The organism is Geobacillus zalihae, from assembly GCF_030414215.1.
GTDB classification, from domain to species: domain Bacteria; phylum Bacillota; class Bacilli; order Bacillales; family Anoxybacillaceae; genus Geobacillus; species Geobacillus zalihae.
Window position 1 is genome coordinate 2816397 of the sequence record NZ_CP129217.1, and the last position, 19565, is coordinate 2835961.

The 19565-nt window shown below is 54.4% G+C and carries 18 protein-coding genes and 1 other annotated feature (1 of these 19 only partly in view); of the genes, 4 read left to right on the forward strand and 14 right to left on the reverse strand.

Annotation, left to right across the window (positions count from 1 at the left end; all coding sequences use genetic code 11):
• Nucleotides 1-14: 14 nt before the first annotated feature.
• From QWV57_RS14205 to sppA, 7 genes are all read right to left on the reverse strand, one after another.
• Nucleotides 15-1205, reverse strand: coding sequence for an acetate kinase (locus QWV57_RS14205; protein WP_060788014.1), 1191 nt, complete (start codon nt 1203-1205; stop codon nt 15-17).
• Nucleotides 1206-1582: 377 nt separating this feature from the next.
• Complete coding sequence (locus QWV57_RS14210) at nt 1583-2572, reverse strand: class I SAM-dependent methyltransferase (RefSeq protein ID WP_060788015.1); 990 nt, start codon at nt 2570-2572, stop codon at nt 1583-1585.
• A gap of 120 nt (nt 2573-2692) precedes the next feature.
• Complete coding sequence (gene tpx, locus QWV57_RS14215; RefSeq protein ID WP_015375628.1) at nt 2693-3193, reverse strand: thiol peroxidase; 501 nt, start codon at nt 3191-3193, stop codon at nt 2693-2695.
• A 124-nt stretch (nt 3194-3317) separates the two neighbouring features.
• Nucleotides 3318-3782: a GerW family sporulation protein gene (ytfJ, locus tag QWV57_RS14220; RefSeq protein WP_015375629.1), complete on the reverse strand. Its 465-nt coding sequence runs from the start codon at nt 3780-3782 to the stop codon at nt 3318-3320.
• Between the two features lie 11 nt (nt 3783-3793).
• Nucleotides 3794-4483: a DUF2953 domain-containing protein gene (locus QWV57_RS14225; RefSeq protein ID WP_015375630.1), complete on the reverse strand. Its 690-nt coding sequence runs from the start codon at nt 4481-4483 to the stop codon at nt 3794-3796.
• Nucleotides 4484-4592: 109 nt separating this feature from the next.
• Nucleotides 4593-5063 (reverse strand): RDD family protein, encoded by a 471-nt coding sequence (locus QWV57_RS14230; RefSeq protein ID WP_013524344.1) that lies wholly within the window; start codon nt 5061-5063, stop codon nt 4593-4595.
• 12 nt (nt 5064-5075) lie between these two features.
• Entirely contained in the window at nt 5076-6083 is a 1008-nt protein-coding gene (gene sppA, locus QWV57_RS14235) for a signal peptide peptidase SppA (RefSeq protein WP_060788017.1), read from the reverse strand.
• A 107-nt stretch (nt 6084-6190) separates the two neighbouring features.
• Here sppA and QWV57_RS14240 point away from each other — a divergent pair, with 107 nt between their 5' ends.
• Nucleotides 6191-6994 (forward strand): NAD kinase, encoded by an 804-nt coding sequence (locus tag QWV57_RS14240; RefSeq protein ID WP_063193152.1) that lies wholly within the window; start codon nt 6191-6193, stop codon nt 6992-6994.
• Nucleotides 6995-7157: 163 nt separating this feature from the next.
• Here QWV57_RS14240 and mbcS read toward each other — a convergent pair whose 3' ends face one another.
• The 5 genes from mbcS to ezrA form a co-directional block, all read right to left on the reverse strand.
• Nucleotides 7158-8750 (reverse strand): acyl-CoA synthetase MbcS, encoded by a 1593-nt coding sequence (mbcS, locus tag QWV57_RS14245; RefSeq protein ID WP_060788019.1) that lies wholly within the window; start codon nt 8748-8750, stop codon nt 7158-7160.
• A gap of 137 nt (nt 8751-8887) precedes the next feature.
• Nucleotides 8888-9091 carry an alpha/beta-type small acid-soluble spore protein gene (locus QWV57_RS14250; protein WP_011232268.1) on the reverse strand — a complete coding sequence of 68 codons (204 nt, stop codon included), beginning with the start codon at nt 9089-9091 and terminating at the stop codon, nt 8888-8890.
• Nucleotides 9092-9172: 81 nt separating this feature from the next.
• Nucleotides 9173-10381 carry a tRNA uracil 4-sulfurtransferase ThiI gene (gene thiI / locus QWV57_RS14255; protein ID WP_081212655.1) on the reverse strand — a complete coding sequence of 403 codons (1209 nt, stop codon included), beginning with the start codon at nt 10379-10381 and terminating at the stop codon, nt 9173-9175.
• 1 nt (nt 10382) lies between these two features.
• Nucleotides 10383-11528: a cysteine desulfurase family protein gene (locus QWV57_RS14260; protein ID WP_063193860.1), complete on the reverse strand. Its 1146-nt coding sequence runs from the start codon at nt 11526-11528 to the stop codon at nt 10383-10385.
• A gap of 363 nt (nt 11529-11891) precedes the next feature.
• Nucleotides 11892-13595 carry a septation ring formation regulator EzrA gene (gene ezrA / locus QWV57_RS14265; protein ID WP_033004883.1) on the reverse strand — a complete coding sequence of 568 codons (1704 nt, stop codon included), beginning with the start codon at nt 13593-13595 and terminating at the stop codon, nt 11892-11894.
• Between the two features lie 195 nt (nt 13596-13790).
• Between ezrA and hisJ the strand changes: the two genes are divergently transcribed.
• Nucleotides 13791-14615, forward strand: coding sequence for a histidinol-phosphatase HisJ (gene hisJ, locus QWV57_RS14270; protein WP_015375635.1), 825 nt, complete (start codon nt 13791-13793; stop codon nt 14613-14615).
• A 92-nt stretch (nt 14616-14707) separates the two neighbouring features.
• On the forward strand, nt 14708-15184 hold the full coding sequence (locus QWV57_RS14275) for a GAF domain-containing protein (RefSeq protein WP_015375636.1): 477 nt from the start codon (nt 14708-14710) through the stop codon (nt 15182-15184).
• 54 nt (nt 15185-15238) lie between these two features.
• On the opposite strand, the gene QWV57_RS14280 is transcribed toward QWV57_RS14275, so the two are convergent.
• Nucleotides 15239-17098 (reverse strand): sensor domain-containing diguanylate cyclase, encoded by a 1860-nt coding sequence (locus QWV57_RS14280; protein WP_081132779.1) that lies wholly within the window; start codon nt 17096-17098, stop codon nt 15239-15241.
• Nucleotides 17099-17408: 310 nt separating this feature from the next.
• On the opposite strand from QWV57_RS14280, the gene rpsD reads away from it, so the two are divergent.
• Nucleotides 17409-18011, forward strand: a complete 603-nt coding sequence (gene rpsD, locus QWV57_RS14285) for a 30S ribosomal protein S4 (protein WP_011232276.1) — start codon at nt 17409-17411, stop codon at nt 18009-18011.
• 46 nt (nt 18012-18057) lie between these two features.
• On the opposite strand, the gene tyrS is transcribed toward rpsD, so the two are convergent.
• Entirely contained in the window at nt 18058-19317 is a 1260-nt protein-coding gene (gene tyrS, locus QWV57_RS14290; protein WP_060788022.1) for a tyrosine--tRNA ligase, read from the reverse strand.
• A gap of 50 nt (nt 19318-19367) precedes the next feature.
• Nucleotides 19368-19565: a binding site (T-box leader), on the reverse strand (it continues 27 nt past the right edge of the window).

Here is a 19565-nt window from a genome sequence, read left to right on the forward strand (position 1 = left end):
AATCTCGTCAACCCCTACAAATTCGCCAGCCGCATGACGTCGCGGGCGATCATGACCTCTTCATTCGTCGGGATGACGAGCACTTTGACCGGCGAGTGCGGATAGCTGATGAACGCTTCTTTGCCGCGCACTTTGTTTAGGATGGGATCCCAGTACACCCCCATGAACTCGAGGCCGCGCAACACTTTCGCCCGCACGACTTCGCTGTTTTCGCCGATGCCGGCGGTGAAGATGATGGCATCGACCCCGCACATGCGCGCCGCATATGAGCCGATGTACTTATGAATGCGGTTCGCAAACACTTCAAGTGCCAGTTCTGCGCGCTCATTTCCTTCGGCGGCCGCTTTTTCCAAGTCGCGCAAATCGCTCGAGATGCCGGATATGCCGAGCATGCCGCTCTTTTTGTTCAGCACGTCAATCACTTCATCGGCCGTCATTCCCGTTTTTTCCATAATGTACGGGATGAGCGCCGGGTCGATGTTGCCGGAGCGCGTTCCCATCGCCACGCCGGCTAATGGCGTAAAGCCCATGGACGTGTCGATCGACTTGCCGCCTTCAACCGCCGCGATGCTCGCCCCGTTGCCTAAATGGCACGAGATGAGGCGCAGCTGTTCGATCGGCCGGCCGAGAAGCTCCGCCGCCCGCTGGGTGACGTATTTGTGCGACGTGCCGTGGAATCCGTACTTGCGGATGCCGAATTTCGTGTAATACTCATATGGCAAGCTGTATAAAAACGACTGTTCCGGCATCGTCTGGTGGAACGCCGTGTCAAACACCGCCACGGCCGGCACGTCCGGCAGCACTTCCTGAAACGCCCGAATGCCGACGAGGTTGGCCGGGTTATGGAGCGGAGCGAGCTCGGACACTTCTTCAATTTGCTTGATGACGTCCTCGGTGATGAGCACCGAATCACTGAACTTCTCCCCGCCGTGGACGACGCGGTGCCCGATGCCGTCAATTTCGTCAAACGAACGGATAATGCCGTAGCGAATGAGCTTATCAAGCAGCATTTTAACGGCCGCGGCATGATCCGGAATCGCCGTCACTTCTTGATGTTTTTCACCGTTTACGACAATGGTGAAAATCGCGTCGTCAAAGCCAATCCGTTCGACGACCCCTTTGGTCAACACCGTTTCTGCCGGCATCTCAAACAGCTGGAATTTCAACGAGGAACTTCCCGCATTAACGGCTAGCACTTTCGCCATCGAAAACACAGCTCCTTTTTTGCCAAAATCCGCTCGCGCTTACCGTTAGTGTGCGCGATTGGGCGCCGTTTCACTATGCCTTTTTCATTGTATGCCTCCCGTTTTCGCGTTTCAAGCGCGGCTTTGTTTCGCAACCGGTTGCAAGAAAAAGTTTTTATGTTGTGAAAAATGAAAACGGAGCTGACCGAAAAGGTCGGTGAAAAACAGCGATTCTTCGATGAAGAAAAGAGCAGCATTTATCATCTTGAGCCGAGAAGACCCCACTTCCACGCGTGAGCGCAAGGGGAGGAAGATGCAACCTCTCGTTTTGTGAAGGGGCTTGACGGCCTATACGGTGATCAAAAAGGGCGTCCCGCTGCGTTTGGGACACCCTTTCTTCAACGTTCTTTTTCCTCGGTGATCCAGGCGTCGATTTTCGCCATCATCGCCTGCATCGCCGATTTGTTGGAAAACCGCGGCAGCTCGACAAGCAGCACGTGTTTTGGCTTTTTGACGTTCGGCCCTTTCTTTTGCAAAATCAACACGCTTTTTGCCGCCTGATCGTTTTGAAACATCGACAGCGGCAGCTGCAAGACTCCTTGGACAATGGCCGCCTCTTTTAAAAATTCGTTCAGCTGCCCCGCCTGCGGGCTTGAGAACAACGTATTCGGGATGAGGAAAAACAAGTAGCCGCCCTCTTTCGTATAACGCAAGCTTTGCTCGATGAACAAATGATGGGCATACGACCGGCCTTCCTTCGCTTTTAAGGCGAAGCGGGCGGCATTGTCGTCATCCGGGTAATAGCCGACCGGCAGATCGCAGACAACGACGTCAACCGGCTCAACAAACAGCGGCCTTAGGCTGTCTTGGTTAAACAGCTGCACCGGATGCTTTTGCAAGTTCGCGTTGACGTACGCCAATTTGACAAGCAGATCATCGACATCGCTGCCGTAGCTCGCCGCCTGTTTTCCCCGAAGGCCGTTTAACACCGCCGTCAATAAATTCGCCGTGCCGACGGCCGGGTCGAGGATCTTAAGCGCCAAATGCGAGCGCGTAAACTCGCGGACCAAATACGCCAAAAACAAACTGACCGCATCCGGAGTCATTTGGTGGTGCGGCTGAACATGCTTGCGCATCCCTTTTAACACCGCAAGCTGAAACGCCTTGCGGATTTCTTCGTTTTGAAACCGTTCCAGCATCAGTTCGCGATACTGCTTTTTCAGCCGTTTCGCGTTCAGCTCGCTCACCTCATCTTGCAGCACGTCGCCGTGGAACAAATTCTCCCCCGTCTCCGCGACGGCTTCTAAATACGTGCATTGCAATTCTTCTTGCAAAAGTTGGGCCGTTTCATCGAATACCGTGAACAACCGTTCGACTGGCGTCATCATCTGTACGTCCCCACCTTTCTGCCAACGTCCCTTCTGTATATTGTACGGCCGTCCGCCTCGCGCCGCAAGAAAAGCGCCGATAGGAACGGAAAAGGCCCCGAACGGGTCGGGGCCTTTTCATTATTTCGCCGCTTTCGCCGCTTCAATCGCCGCTTCGTAGTTCGGATGGTTCGTCACTTCCGGCACGTATTCGACATACGTCACTGTGTCATGGCTGTCGATGACAAACACGGCGCGGGCAAGCAGGCGCAGTTCTTTGATCAAGACGCCGTATGCTTGTCCGAACGAAACATCGCGATGGTCGGACAACACTTGAACGTTCTCAATGCCGGCGGCGCCGCACCACCGCTTTTGCGCAAACGGCAAATCGACGCTGATCGTCAACACTTTCACATTGTCGAGCTTTGCCGCTTCCTCGTTAAACCGGCGCGTTTGCGCGTCGCAAACCCCGGTGTCGAGCGACGGAACAACGCTGATCAGGCGGACGTGTCCTTTCGTATCCGCGAGCGTCACTTCCTGCAAGTTTTGATCAAGCACGGTGAAATCCGGCGCTTTGTCGCCGACTTTCACTTCGTTGCCGACAAGCGTCACCGGCTGCCCTTTAAACGTCACATAGGCCATGGGTTCTCTCCCCCTTTAGAAAAAATATGTACTACTTCCATACTAAAACGCGGAACGGAATTTTTCAACGATTTTGTCCGTTCATGACAGCGGACAAACAAAAGGCCAGACGCCAACGGTCCGGCTAAATGTCAAAGTCGTCTGCTTTTTGGCCTGCGGCGCCGTCTTTCTTGTTTTTCTTCAGCATCGCCTGAATCTTCTCAAACGCCTGCGGCGCGACATCGAGAATTTTTTCGTATAAGTGCGTGCTTTCATCCAAATGGAGCAGCTTCACCCCGGACGAGTTGACGACGAGAAACGCAATCGGCGTAATCGAGACGCCGCCGCCGCTGCCGCCGCCAAACGGATGTCCGTTCCCTTGGGCCTGCCCGTTCCCGCCGGCTTGCGCCCCTTGGTGGCCGTTTTGCTGGCCGTCAAGCATAAATTCGCTGCCGCCGGCGGCAAAGCCAAACCCGACTTTCGAGACGGTCAAAATGACACTCCCGTCAGGCGTCTCCACCGGGTCGCCGATAATGGTATTGACGTCGATCATTTGTTTTAAGTTTTCCATCGCTGTTGTCATCAGCCCTTGAATCGGATGGTTCGTCATCGTCATTCCTCCTAGTAGCCTTCATTTGCCTGCTTGGCCGCCAATGGGTTTCGCTTTGGCAACCGCCATCCGCGCCAATGTTTGACCACTCGCAATCCTGCTACCATAGCATGCCCGATTCGAAACTGAATCATACATAAAAACACCGTTTCCGAAGCGGCCCGATCGTAGGCCGGAACGATGGCGACAGCCGGAGTTGTTTTCATGTTCATATAGCGGCTCGCAGCGCCGATGATCATGTATTTCAGCGACCAGCCAAGCCCCACGAGCAAGCCCGTTGACGCGGCGTCGCCGGTGCCGATTCTCGTTTTCCACTCCCATTTCGTAATCGTCACGTGGCGGTAAAATTGTTTCATAATTTCATGCAAGTCGACGACTTGCTCGAGAAACCGTTTCAGCTGCCGAAACAGGTCGGCGATTTTTTTTAGGGTCAATTTCCCTTTCTTTTCCTCCTTCCCGCGCGTTCCCTCCACTCCTTTTTTATGGAGAAACGCCACTCCCGGCGCATCCGGATCCATGTCCAGCTTGATGAGCGGAATGCGGACGGTATAGCGGAGGAGGCCAAACAGCGTGCGCACCACGATTTTGCATTCATCGTCGTCTTTCATATGGCGAAACACGACCGTCACCGATACTTTCATCCAGGCGACGAGAAGAAGCAAAAGAACAACCGTTGCGATGACCGCGATGACTGCTTTCAATGTCCGCCCTCCCTTTCATCATCCATTGTCGCCATCTAGAAAAAAAATAAACCTGCCGTTTCGGCAGGCGGACATTGGTTGACGGTCTGTTCTTGATGCAGGCGGATTGTTACTCGCGGACGACGATCGTATCCGCGAACTGGTCATGCATCCCTTTTTTCTTTTCGGAAAACGCAACAAACAAAAAACCGATGAACAGCAATTTTTTCGCGATGAATTTGCCGACGACTTCGCGAAACAACACGGTCAGCCAGGTGAGCGGCTCGCCGCGCTCATCGACCACTTTTAAGCCGAACACCATTTTGCCAAGCGTCTGCCCAAACGCTTTCGTCATCAACACGAAATAGGCGTAAAAGACGACGGCGGCCGCGACCGCCGCTGGCGCGAACAAACCGTCCTGCGCAAGCGGCCAATCGAACAGGCGAAAAAGCGGCCAAACGATGAGCCGGTTGAGGCTCGAGACAACAATGACATCAAGGCAATACGCCCAAAAACGAAGCCAAAAGCCGCCGTAGCAGAGGGGGCGCTCTGCCGGCGGGAGATGATCCGCCAGCGTCGCCGTTATTTGCATGTCCGTCATGTTTCCACTCCTTTATTCGGCGTATAAATACATAAGCCGCGGCGAGGATGGGCGCGACAACAGGCGGATGAGCCCGGCCGCCTCGCTGTCCGGCTTCATCCGGTTCGACACCATCTCAAAGAGAGAGCTCCACGGCGCATCGTTCACGTATTTTACGACTTGAGCGCCGGTTAAATGATGCTCTTTTTTGAGCGCAGCGATCGCGTCATCCAAGTAGCCGAACTCGTCGACAAGGCGGAGCGCCTTCGCCTGTCGCCCGTCATAAATGCGGCCGTCCGCCAGCTTGCGCACCGTGTCTTCCGGCAGCTTTCTCCCTTTGGCTACCACATCAACAAACGCATCATACGAATCATTGATCAGCTGCTGCAAAATCTCCCGTTCCGCTTCGGTCATTTTGCGCGCCGGATTCATGATGTCTTTGTACGGCCCGCTTTTGATCGTGACAAGCTCCACGCCGTACTTCTTTGCCAGCCCTTCATAGTTGACGCTTTGCATGATGACGCCGATGGAGCCGGTGATCGTCTCCGGGCTGGCGAAAATTTTATCGCCGGCCGCCGCGATATAGTAACCGCCCGAGGCGGCCATGGCCCCCATCGATACGTAAATCGGCTTGTTCGTCTTCTTTTTCAGCTTCATCAGCTGATCGTAAATTTCCGCGCTTTCCGCGACACCGCCGCCCGGCGAATTGATGTGCAAGATGATCGCTTTGACGTTTTGATCCTCTTTCGCCTGTTTGATCATTTGCAAAAACGTTTGGTGGTTGTACTGTGATGAGGAAAGAAACGACTCCGCTTCCCCCGCATCTTGAATAACTCCGTTCACTTCCAACACAGCGATTTTTTTCAACGGGTCGCCCTCGGCGATGACTTCTTCGCTAAATGGCGACTCCATGAGCGCCAGCCAGCTTTCCGACCAGCCGCCGGCCTTGTCGGACAAAAGAACGCCAACCGCTTGAACAAGCACCGAGATCACAAACAAGGCGGCGGCGATGGCCAACGCGGTCCATCGTTTTCGATTCATCGTCTTCCCCCCTGCATCGGCTGCCCATATTTTTAGAATCCTGGCAAACGTGGTACAATATTCATTGTACATCGATTGATTAGATGATGCCAGCAGGAGGGCAAAACATGGATATGGAACGCAACCGTCTTTATTTTTTTTATAAGCGCGACGACAAGCTCATCGAACGGGTGAAGCCGCTCATGGAGCTGGCAGAGCGCGGTCCGTTTGTTGTCGTCGACGACTATCGGGAAGCGAACATCATCGTCAGCATCGGGGATGACGGCGCGTTTTTGCAGGCGGTGCGGCAGACGGGATTTCTTCCTGACCGTTTGTACGTCGGCGTGTCCGTCTTGCCGGCGCGCGGGTTTTACTGCGATTTCCATATTGACGACATCGATCATATGGTGGAAGCGGCGAAAAATTGGAAACTCGAAGTGCGGCGCTACCCAATCATCGAAGTGACGATCGACGGCGCGGCTTCGTTTTTCTGCTTAAACGAATGTTCGATCCGCTCGCAAATCATTAAAACGATGGCGATCGACGTTTTCATCGACGACTTGCATTTCGAGACGTTCCGCGGCGACGGCATCATCGTTTCGACGCCGACCGGCAGCACCGGCTACAATAAATCGGTGCACGGAGCGGTCGTCGATCCGCTCTTGCCGTGCTTTCAAGTGAGCGAACTCGCCTCGCTCAACAGCAACCGCTATCGGACGCTCGGCTCGCCGTTCATTTTGAGCGGCTCGCGGACGTTGACGCTGAAAATGTCGGAAGAAACAAGCCATTTTCCGATCATCGGCCTCGACAATGAAGCGCTCAGCATCCAGCATATTGAGCGGATTGACATTCGTTTAAGCGACCGGGTGGTCAAAACGGTGCGCTTGAAAGACAATTCGTTCTGGGATAAAGTGAAACGCGTCTTTTTGTGAAGCGTGTGTCTGTTCTCCCGGCAAAACACCGGATCTAAAATGGCGAATCCGTTCGACGCGCATGCGGCAAGAGGGTGTCTCGCAACGAGACACCCTCTTGTTTGGTCGCCGCGCGGACATCGCTCCGCTTCTGGCAACGGCCAGCTCAACCGGCTCTTTCTGCTTACGACGACCGGCCGGCAAGGCGGGCTTCCCGCTCGCGCAGCTCGACGCGGCGGATTTTTCCGGACGCCGTTTTCGGCAAATCGTCGACAAACTCGATTTTACGCGGGTATTTGTACGGCGCCGTCAACTGTTTCACATGTTCTTGCAGGGCCGGAATCAGAGACGGATCGTCTTTGTCGACCCCGTCGCGCAGCACGACAAACGCTTTGACAACATGGCCGCGCACTTCATCCGGACTGGCGATGACGGCGCACTCTTTTACGGCTGGGTGCTTGACAAGCGCGTCTTCGACTTCAAACGGGCCGATCGTATAGCCGGCGCTGATGATGATGTCATCCCCGCGGCCTTCAAACCAGAAATAGCCGTCTTCGTCTTTGCGCGCTTTGTCTCCCGTAATGTAGTAGTCGCCGCGGAACTGCATCGCTGTCCGCTCCGGATCTTTGTAATAATACTTAAACAGCGCCGGCGTCTCGATATGGACGGCGATGTCGCCGACTTGTCCGGGCGGGCACGGCTCGCCGTTTTCATCGATAATTTCGACGCGGTTGCCTGGCGTCGGTTTCCCCATCGAACCCGGCTTGATGGGCATTCCTTTCATGACGCCGACAAGCAGCGTGTTTTCTGTCTGGCCGTAGCCGTCGCGCACTTCGACGCCGAAATGCTTGGCAAACGTGTCGATCACTTCGCGGTTGAGCGGCTCTCCGGCGGACACGGCGCTGTGCAAATGAGATAGATGATAGCGGCCGATGTCCGGCACTTTCGCCATCAAACGATACTCGGTCGGCGTGCAGCACAGCACATTGATGTTGTATTTTTCCAATAGCTGCAAATATTTTTCCGGCTCAAAGCGGCCGTAGTAGACGAAACCGGTCGCCCCCGAGCCGAGCACCGATAAAAACGGGCTCCAAATCCATTTTTGCCATCCCGGTCCGGCCGTCGCCCAAACGAGGTCGCCTTCTTCAATGCACAGCCAGTTTTTCGCAGCCGTGCGCAAGTGGGCGTACGCCCAACCATGGCAATGGACGACCCCTTTCGGATTGCCGGTCGTGCCGGATGTGTACGACAAAAACGCCATATCATCGCGCGAGGTATCCGCCGCCTCAAGCGTTTCGCTCTCTTTGGCCATGGCGTCTTCAAGCGGAATCCATCCGTCCCGGGGTTCCCCGATGACGAACTTCGTCAAACGTTCGATGCCGTCAATCGGCGCAAATTCGTCCGTATACGGCGCATAAGCGACAACCGCCTTCGCTTCGCTATGGACGAGCCGATATTGCAAATCCTTTGTCCGCAGCATCTCCGAGCTTGGGATGACGACAAGCCCGGCTTTGAGCGCCCCTATATACACTTCGTATGTTTCAATGAGGCGCGGCATCATGACGAGCACTTTATCGCCTTTTTCGAGCCCATGCGATAAGAAAGCGTTTCCAATTTGGTTGGCGCGCGCCATCAAGCGGCCGTATGTAATCTCTTTCGTTTCGCCTTGCTCGCTCTCCCATTTCAACGCGATCCGATCCGGGCCGGCGGCCGCATGCCGTTCCATTTCCGATGTTAAATTGTAGCGCTCGGGAGCAATCAAGTCTTCCCGCCTCATCGTTCCTCTCCCCCTCTGTCTTGTTTCACCTTGGTCGGCATCTTTATTATACAAAATAGTCGTTCTATTTTGAATACCGTTTTTCTCATATGAAAGCGGCGGGGAATGCCCCCGCCGCGTAAGCCATCATGATGAAATTAGAATTGGCGTGCGCCGCCCAATTGTTGCTGCGCCATGGCTACGAGACGTTTCGTGATCTCACCGCCGACCGAACCGTTGGCGCGCGAAGTCGTGTCAGCGCCTAAGTTCACGCCAAATTCTTGAGCGATCTCATATTTCATTTGCTCCAGCGCTTGTTGCGCACCCGGAACGAGCAGTTGATTGCTGTTGTTGCGTGCCATCTGTTTTCACCTCCTTGTACCTATAGAATGTGTGAAAACAGATGGCGATATGCAGCGATGCTTTTTGGTAAATTTTGAGATTCAAAACAGCTCGGCAAACTCATCGCCCTGCCCTGTTTCTTCATCAATGACGAGCGTTTCTGTGTCATTGACTGCCTTTTCCAGAAGCGGAGCGAGGTCGAGCTGGCTCTCATAATGGAGCACTTTTTCTTTTTTCGGCTTCGTTTTCGGCGCTCTTGGCGTAAAAATGGTGCAACAGTCTTCATACGGAAGAATGGAAATATCATGTGTGCCGATTTGCTTCGCCAGCTCGATAATTTCAAGTTTATCCATCGAAACAAGCGGGCGCAAAATCGGGGTATTTGTCACCTCATTGATCACGTACATGCTTTCTAGCGTCTGGCTCGCGACTTGGCCGAGGCTTTCGCCCGTGACGATCGCCAACGCCCGCTGGCGGCGGCGCAACGCATCGGTGATCCGAAGCATCGCCCGCCGAGTGGAAATGAGCGAGTACTCGTTCGGAACTCCTTGATAAATGGCTTGCTGCACTTCCGTAAACGGCACGATGTGAAGCTTGATTCTCCCGCCGTATGTCGTCAACTTGCGCACGAGGTCAATCACTTTTTGCTTCGCCCGTTCGCTTGTAAACGGCGGGCTGAAAAAGTGGACGGCCTCGATTTCCAAACCGCGCTTCATGGACAAATATCCCGCGACCGGGCTGTCGATGCCGCCGGAGAGCATGAGCATCGCCTTGCCGCTCGTTCCGACCGGCAGGCCGCCGGCGCCGAAAATGTCGCGGCATGTGACATATGTCCCGTCTTGGCGCACTTCAATGCGCACGTCGATATCCGGCTCGCGCACGTTGACCGTAAGTCCATCCGTATGCCGCAAAATATGCGCCCCCACCTCGTAGTTCAGCTCGTCGCTTCGATACGGAAACTGCTTGTCGACGCGGCGGGCGCTCACTTTAAACGTTTTTCCTTTGTATGGGAGCTGGCGGACGGCGGCGAGCGCCGTTTCCTTAATGGCGTCCAAATCGTTTTTGCACTTCATCGCCAGGCTGAACGAATGAATGCCAAAAACGGTTTTCAGCTTTTCGATGATCGGTTCATGCGGCTCGCCGTTTAATAAAATGTACATTCGGTCACGCATATATTCAATCTGAATCCGCTCGAACGCCTGCAGTTTGCGGGCAATGTTGTTTTTAAGACGTCGGACGAAGATGTTCCGATTTTTTCCTTTCGTCGTCATTTCTCCGTAGCGGATCAAAATGCGGTCATAGTTCCTCATCTTATTCCGTTACCTCGCTTAATGTTTTGATCGCCTGCTTGATCGCTGCCACCGCCGGCGCGATTTCTTCCCGGCTGTTGTCAAACGACAAGCTGATGCGAATGCCGCGCTCGGCTCGGTCTTCACCAAGTCCCATGGCCAAAAGCGTCTTGCTCGGCGCCTTTTTTTTCGATGAACAGGCCGACGTCGTCGAAACGTATATTCCATTTTTTTCTAGTTCATGAACAAACACTTCCGGCTTCACGCCGCGCTTTAACGAAAAGTTGATGATATGAGGAGCGACGCCATCGCGCGGCGTGTTGATCTCGATGTCTGGAATCGCCGAGAGCGCTTCAAGCCACTCGTCTTTCAATGCTTGAAGCCGGCCGATGTCCCGCTCATACCGCTCCATGGCCAAGCGAAGCGCCTTTGCCATCGCCACGATGGCGGCGACGTTCTCCGTTCCGGACCGAAGCTGCCGCTCCTGCCCGCCGCCGGCAATCAACGGCGCCAAGCGGACGCCTTCACGGACGTAAAGCAAGCCGGCGCCGCGCAATCCGTGAAATTTATGCGCCGATATCGTGCATAAATCAACACCGGCTTGCTTCAAGTCGAGCGGCACTTTGCTGATCCCTTGCACCCGATCGACGTGAAACAATGTTTTCGGATAGCGGGACAAGAGGGCGCCGATTTCTTCGATTGGCTGCACCGTGCCAACTTCGTTATTGACGTGCATGACCGACACGAGAATCGTATCGTCGCGCAGCGCTCGTTCCACTTGCTCAACCGATACCCTTCCTTCGCGGTCGACCGGCAAGTACGTCACCTCAAAACCAAGCTCCTCAAGCTGGCGGCACGGTTCAGCGACAGACGGATGCTCGATTTTCGTCGTAATGATATGCCGGCCGCGCCGCTCGTATTGCCAGGCGACCCCTTTGATGGCGAAATTGTTCGCCTCCGTTCCGCCGGAGGTAAAAACGATTTCATTCGGCTTAACGCGCAGCATGGCGGCGATTTGTTCACGCGCCTGCGCCAAAAGCCGCTCCGCCTTCATGCCCAGCCCATGGAGCGACGACGGATTGGCAAAATAGTTCGTTGCGACGGCGACGAACGAATCGACCACCTCGGGAAATGGTTTGGTCGTCGCACTGTTGTCAAGATAAATCATCGCTTCCATCCTCCGCTCATTGTCGGCAAAATATCGCTGTACATCGTCCATCTTAACCAAAACAGGCGCCAATCGGCAACGAAAACACACCGTCATTTACATTATTCACCAAAAACCCATTGAACAATCTCCCACCTGCGCTTAGAGGTGGGAGATTCTTGGGAACACCCGCCCCACGGCAGGCTGTCAGCCAAGCCATCCCCGTGCGTCCCACGGTTTGGCTGCCTTACGAAGACAGCAAACGAAGCCCCCTCATTCAAAATATTCCGGGCTTCGTTCCTGTTCGAGAGAAGAGGCAGAAAAGCTTGTGCTGTGTTTTTTAGTAAAATAATGGATAATCAATACTCGTGATCAGGTGGTTGATCACTGTTCCCGGCTGTTATCCTCCTGCCATAATTTCTGCACACGGTCAAACGCGCCCGGCTCGACTTCTTCAACGGCCGCCACCGCTTGCCGGAGCGCCTCCTCATAATCATAATGGCGAAATAAAAATTCGGCTTCTTCCAGCCCTTTGCGGACCGCTGGATAGCGGCGTCGGTAGCGGTTGCCGTATTGAATCGTCCGCTCCGCCAGCGTCGCCTGTTCGATCATTTCCACCGTCCGCTCATACAACCGTTCCACAGCCGCTTTCGCCTCCTCCAACGCTTGGTCGACCGCCGGCATGTCAAGCGGCTTTTCTTCAAGACGCGCGGCAACGGCTTGCAAGCTGCGTCTCGCTTCCGCCAATTCAAGCGCATACGGTTCAGGCAGCCCCGGCAGCCGGCTTTTTTGCACAAGGCGGAGCGCCTCGGCCAATGTTTTTCTCATGCCGTCAAGCTTTTCGCGGGCGATCAATTCGTCTTTGCGCAGCGTCTGCAGCATCGTTCGAAACTGTTCATGCTCTTCCTTCATGAGGTCGATTTGGGACACAAGCTGCTCAAGCTCCTCTTTCAGGAGCGAATACGCTGTTTTCGCCTCGGCAACGCGGTCTTGAATGAGAAAAAACCGCTTTTGCAACTGGTGCAGCTGCTTTTCGATGCTCCGGTACTTTTCGAGGTCGCTTGGCGCCAAATGGTAGCTTTGCTGGACGAACAGCGCCTCGGCCTCGGTTTCCTTCGCCTCGGCGGCAAGCTCCTGAAGCATGCCGCTGAGGCGCGGCATTTCCGTTTGCACATATTGATGCGCGAGCACTTCGTTTTCGAGCAAATCGTAGAGCGCGTCGATCTCTTCTTTCAGCTCAGCGACAATCTGCTTCGCTTCTTCGATGCGCAGCTCATGGATCATGGCCAGACATTGCTCGATTTTTTCCCGTTTTTCCTGAAGCGTGCGCTCCATGTGCAAATGGTCAAGGATGTATCCGCGCTCTTCCATCTCTCGATAGCCATCAGCCAACTCAGCGAGCTGAGCTGGCAACGACGTTTGGCATTCGCCAAGAATTTTAGGAATTTCTTCCATCATGGATGTGAGCCGGCCGAGCTCTTCCTTCAACGTCAGAACCACATCGCGCGCCGCCAAATAGTTGCCGGCTTCCGTCAATTCGGCAAACCGCTGAAACTGCTTTTCCGCTTCCGTTAAACGGACGTCAAGCAAGTCGGCAGCCGAACCGAACGTATAACGGTAAGCAAGCAGCGCCTTTTTCGCTTCCCGGTGAGCCGCACGCAGCTCCTCGATCTCCGCCCGGCTTTGTTCCTCGCTGCCGATCAACTCATTCACTTCATGAATGATTTCATGCACTTCTTCCTCAAGACGACGCAATCCGTCGGCGATCTGCCCAAGCAGCCGGCGCGCCTGCCGGTAGCGGTATTTGTCGAGCAGCCGCTCCGCGTCAAACAGCTGTTCTTCCACATTCGGCAGCTTCACTGCCACAATGTCGTCCCATTGCTGGCGCCATCGTTCAAACAGCTGCTCCGTCTCCCCTGTCATATTCAGCTGTTTCACTTTCGCCAGCTCATCCGGCACCGGCCGGTTCATCAAGTTGATTTTCCATTCCTCGAGCCGATCGATTTCCCGGTACATCCGCTTCCGGTACACATGATTATATATGATTGCCCCCGCTCCGAGGAGCAGAACGATCCATGCCATTCCCATCCGCTGATGCCCTCCTTGCATTCAAGCTACTTCTATCGAACAAACGAAAATAGCGGAGAAGGCAAAAATATATGTTTTTCAATGTTTTTATGATACCATGTTAACGACATTTTTTGACCAAAATTTTTATTTTTTTTACAAGAATCTTCACTATTTTTGCTATGATACATAAGGGAGAAAGGAGGAAAATCGATCATGCGCGACGGGCATATTCATACGCCGTTTTGTCCGCACGGAAGCCAAGATCCGCTTGAGGCCTATGTAGAGCGCGCGATCGAACTGGGCTATACCGACATTTCCTTTACGGAGCACGCCCCGCTTCCTGAGCGGTTTATCGATCCAACGCCCAACCAGGACTGTTCGATGAAGCTTAGCCAGCTTGAGCGCTATTTGCACGCCGTCGCTGAGGTGAAAGCCCGCTACCGAAACGACATTGCCATCCGTGTCGGGCTCGAAGTCGATTTTATTCCTGGCTTTGAGGAAGAAACAACCCGCCTGCTCGACGAGGTCGGCCCGCTGCTTGACGACAGCATTTTATCGGTTCACTTTTTGGCCCACGAAGGGCAATATGTATGCCTTGATTACAGCGAAGATATGTTCGCCGACATCGTCCGCTTGTTCGGATCGGTCGAACGCGTCCACCGCGCCTACTACGAAACGGTGCGGCAATCGATCCGCACGGAGCTTGGCCGCTACAAACCGAGACGCATCGGCCATATGACGCTTGTGCGCAAGTTCCAACGCCGTTTCCCATGCTTGGAACCAATGGATGAGTGGATTGTTGCCATTCTCGATGACATCAAGCAGTTCGGCTATGAATTGGACTACAACGGCGCCGGCGCCGCCAAACCGCTCTGCCTTGAGCCGTATCCGCCGGGCGGCGTGATCGCCGAGGCGCGGCGGCGGGGCATCCCGATCGTCTACGGATCCGACGCCCATCGCGCCGCCGACTTGCACCAAGGACGGGAGAGGATGGACCGCGAGGCTCTTTCGGTTGACAACCGCCCGCAGCCGTCATAAAATAGGCGAATCAGCCATTTCCCTGCTTGCATCCTGCTGGATGTTGAGGCCAGAGTCCTGCTCCAACCATGATGAAAAAGGAGGCTAGTTCTATGTTTCGTCCCATGGCTTACAACGGAACACGCGAAGAAAATTACGCGCTCGTCATCGAACAGCTGAAATCGCTCATTTCCGGGGAACCCAACTTCATCGCCAACTTGGCGAACGCAGCCGCCTTGCTCAACCAGTTTTTCACCGACATCAATTGGGTCGGGTTTTATCTCGCAGACGGCGAGGAGCTTGTGCTTGGCCCGTTCCAAGGCTTGCCGGCATGCGTGCGCATTCCGTTCGGCAAGGGGGTGTGCGGCACGGCGGCCGCCGAGCGGCGGACGGTGGTCGTTCCGGACGTTCACCAATTCCCGGGCCATATCGCCTGCGATGCAGCGTCTCAATCGGAAATCGTCGTGCCGCTCATCAAAGACGGACGCGTCATCGGCGTTCTTGACATCGACAGCCCGGTGAAAAACCGCTTCGATGACATCGACCGCCGCTACTTGGAGCAGTTTGCCAGCGTGCTCATGTCCGCCTGACGAAAAAAGCGCACCAAGCGCGAAGAAGGAATCCGCTTGCCCGGATTCCTTTTTTTACACCTTATACACATGACCGTCATCGTGCACAAAAATGCAGTTTTTTCCCATCTCCTTCGCCATATAAAGCGCGGCGTCAGCTCGTTTGAACAGCTGCTCTGCATCTTGAAAGCCGCCATGCCCCCACCATGATATGCCGCACGACACGGTCACCGCCGGGATCGTTTGCTCCCGCACTTTTTCCATGATGCGCCGGGCGACGGCAACGGCGTCGGACAGCGGCACGTTCGGCAAATACACCGCCAGCTCTTCCCCGCCCCAACGCGCCGCCACATCGCTGTCGCGAATGTTGGCGCGCATCGTCTCTGCCACTTGAACAAGCACTTCATCGCCTGTTTGATGGCCGTACACATCGTTGATTTGCTTAAAGTTGTCAATGTCAAGCAACATGAACGCTCCCGACGCATCGGTTCCCATCGACTGTTGGATCCGCTCGTCCAAGTAGCGGCGCGTATGCAGCTTTGTCAAATAATCGGTGACCACCATCTTCTCGAGCTCTTCGCGCAGCATCGCGTTCATAAACGCCAGCGTTGAATGTTGAACGAGGGATTCCAAGAGCTTGAACATCTCAAACGTAAAGCGGTACGGCTCGCTGGCGAGCGCAATGCACAGTCCCTTCGTTTCTTTGTTTTGCTGCATCGGCGCCGCCATGATGGAGCGAAATGGACCGAAAGCGGACACGCATACATCGCCGGCAAATAAAATGTCATTTCCGCTTTGGCGCCGCTTTTCCACCCATTCGATATAGGGCTCGGACCGATGGTCGAAAAAAAACGGCGTGCTGCCTGGAAAAAGCTCCCACTTGCCGTCGGCAAACCGGAAAAAACCGACTTCATCCGCGCCGAACGATTGTTGGATTTGCGATACCATGTACTCAATGGCTTCATGAAGCCGCGGCCGGGCGTTCAATTGGCGCATTGTGTCATTGATCAGCTGCAAATCGGAGACAAGCCGGCGCGACTGTTCATACAACTTGGCGTTCTCCAGCGCGCTTCCAGCCGTGCTCGCCAACAGCGAAATAAAATGAATCTCTCGTTTTGGAAATGGCGCAGCGTATGGGGCGATAATTTCAATCACCCCATACACCGCCTGCACCCCTTTAATCGGGGCGTACAGCACCGAGCGCGGCGGCGCCTCCATCTCCTCGCATTGCACTTGTCCAGTCAAAAACGCCCGCAACGCCGCCGTCTGTTTTTCCCTTTCATCCAATACAAGCGTTTTGATCGGCAAATTTCCGCGCAGATGGTTGTCATGCGACAACAGAAGGTGGTAGGTGAACGATGGATAGACGTTTTGCAGCGTGCGGATAATTTCTTCAAGCACAACATCGATATGCATCGAGGAATGAATTTTGGCGGCGAAGCGATGCAACTGTCCATACCGTTTCTCTTCGCCCTCTCCTTGCAGCACCGCGCTAAGCTTCCGGAACAATCGCGCCAAATCCGTCCGGATCTCCCACAACAACCGCTCGTCAAAACCGCCATCTTTTCGATACACGAGCTCGACCATCGCCGGCGTCTCATCAGAAAGCATGAAAAAGAGCCGGGCCGCCATATGCGGCCCACCGGCATCGACAACAGCGACTTTCCGCTCTCCATCAGCCGCGATCGGCAAAGCACTCGACTCCCCAACCGCTGCCGCTTCCGGATAAAAGACAGCCCGCACCGGGTCGTACAAATAAAAAACGGATTGCTCGAGCGCCAGCTCTTCTTTCAGCAGCGCGAGCAACTCGCCCGCCGCCGCCGAAAACGGCCCATCGTCCTGAAACGCTAAAAACCAGTGGAAAAATTTTTGTTTAAATGATTCATACCGCTTCATTTCTTCCTTGTTCATCGCCTTTTCCACCCAAACCGGCATCATCATTCCAAGCGAGAGAATGGGATGACAATTTTTTTCTAAAAATTGCATCTTTTATTATATCATACAAATCGAGAAGAGGGAAAACAAAATGTTGACTTTATCCTCTAAAAATCATATAATAGCCTTTGTGTAAAATATAGCAGCCTTTGTGCCCACCTTTATGGTTCATTTTGTTCCTCGGCCCGCCGAGGTGCATCGCGTAACTCTTAGCTGCGAGAGCGAGGATGCATGAAAACAAAATGGCCGTAATTGTTGGCGCACATCTGCTTTTATTTTACGGGAATAAAAGCGTAAGGAGGAGCAACGAATGGCTCGTTATACTGGCCCAATGTGGAAAATTTCCCGCCGCCTTGGCATCTCATTGAGCGGCACGGGGAAAGAATTGCAAAAACGTCCGTATCCGCCTGGCCAACACGGTCCAGGGCAACGGCGGAAATTGTCGGAATATGGCTTGCAGCTGCAAGAAAAACAAAAGCTGCGCCATATGTACGGCGTGAACGAACGCCAATTCCGCAAAACGTTTGAAGAAGCAGGCAAAATGCCGGGCAAACACGGCGAAAACTTCATGATTTTGTTAGAATCGCGCCTAGACAACCTCGTCTATCGCTTAGGGTTGGCCCGCACGCGCCGTCAAGCCCGCCAGCTCGTGACGCACGGCCACATTTTGGTCGACGGCAGCCGCGTCAACATCCCGTCGTACCGCGTCAAACCGGGACAAACGATCGCCGTTCGCGAAAAATCGCGCAACTTGCAAGTGATTAAAGAAGCGCTCGAAGCGAACAACTACATTCCAGATTACTTGACGTTCAATCCGGAAAAAATGGAAGGGACGTACACCCGCTTGCCGGAGCGTTCCGAACTGCCGGCGGAAATCAACGAAGCGCTCATCGTCGAGTTCTACTCGCGTTAAGGCGCAAAAAAGATCCGAAATGCATCGGCATTTCGGATCTTTTTTCTTAGGCGTAGCGAATCAAATAATACTTTTTCTTCCCGCGGCGGATGACCGTAAACCGCCCCTCAAGGCGGTGTTCAGCCGTTAATATGGCTCCGACGTCTTGAAGGCGCTCGCCGTTGACGTAAATGGCGCCGTTTTGGATGTCTTCGCGCGCTTGCCGCTTCGATGGCGAAATGCCGGCAGAAACGAGCAGCTCGACAAGCGGAACGTCGCCTCCTTCATGAACGAATGACGGCACATCTTTGAACCCTTGCTCAATTTCCGCCGCTGTCAAATTGCCAATATCGCCGCTAAAGAGCGCTTCAGAAATGCGAATCGCTTGCCTGAGCGCCTCTTCGCCGTGCACGAGCTTTGTCACTTCCTCAGCAAGCGCCTTTTGGGCCGCCCGCTTCTCTGGGGCCTCACGAAGCTCTTGTTCAAGCGCTTCGATTTCCTCTTTCGACAGGAACGTAAAGTACTTCAAGTAACGGATCACATCGCGGTCATCGGTGTTGATCCAAAACTGGTAAAACTCGTACGGCGACGTTTTCTCTTTGTCGAGCCAAATCGTGCCGCTTTCCGTTTTCCCGAATTTCGTGCCGTCCGCTTTCGTCACAAGCGGGATCGTCAAGCCAAACGCCCGCGCCTCGCCTTTCGTTTTGCGAATAAGCTCAAGCCCTGCCGTGATGTTGCCCCATTGGTCGCTCCCGCCGATTTGCAGGCGGCATCCTTCCGTCTCGTACAGGCGGAGAAAATCGTATGCCTGCAGCATCATATAGCTGAACTCGGTAAATGAAATGCCCGTTTCGATGCGCGATTGAACCGACTCTTTCGCCATCATGTAGTTGACGCTGAAATGCTTGCCGACGTCGCGCAAAAACGTAATGACATCCAGCGGCCCGATCCAGTCGTAGTTGTTTTTGATTTTCGCCGGATTGCCGTCCGCTTCAAAATCTAAAAAGCGGCCGAGCTGTTCTTTAATACGCGCGCTCCATGCCTCGACGGTTTCTTTGGCATTGAGCGTGCGCTCGCTTTTTTTCCCGCTCGGGTCACCGATCAACCCCGTCGCTCCGCCGACTAGGGCGATCGGCCGGTGCCCCGCCTGCTGGAAGCGGCGCAGCGTCAAAATGGCGGCCAAGTTGCCGATATGCAAACTGTCCGCCGTCGGGTCAAACCCGCAGTAGAGCGTCACCCGCTCCTCATTCAACAGCTTGCGCAACCCGTCTTCATCCGTCGTTTGGTTGACGAGCCCGCGCCATTGCAATTCCGCAAGCAAATCCATGTCCTTCACCTCTCTATGAATGTCATGAAAAAGAAAACACCCGCCCGTCATGAAGGGGCGAGTGTTCGTCGCGGTACCACCCTACTTAGAAAGCATGGTGCTTTCTCACTCATTTGGGTAACGGCGCCGGCCGGCGGATGGCTACTAGGTGCCAAAACCGTTCGCCATCGCTGCTCAGGGAGGTAATTCACGCCTGCCTGTGGACTGGCTCGCACCGTCCGCCAGCTCTCTGCACCAGGGAGACAGCC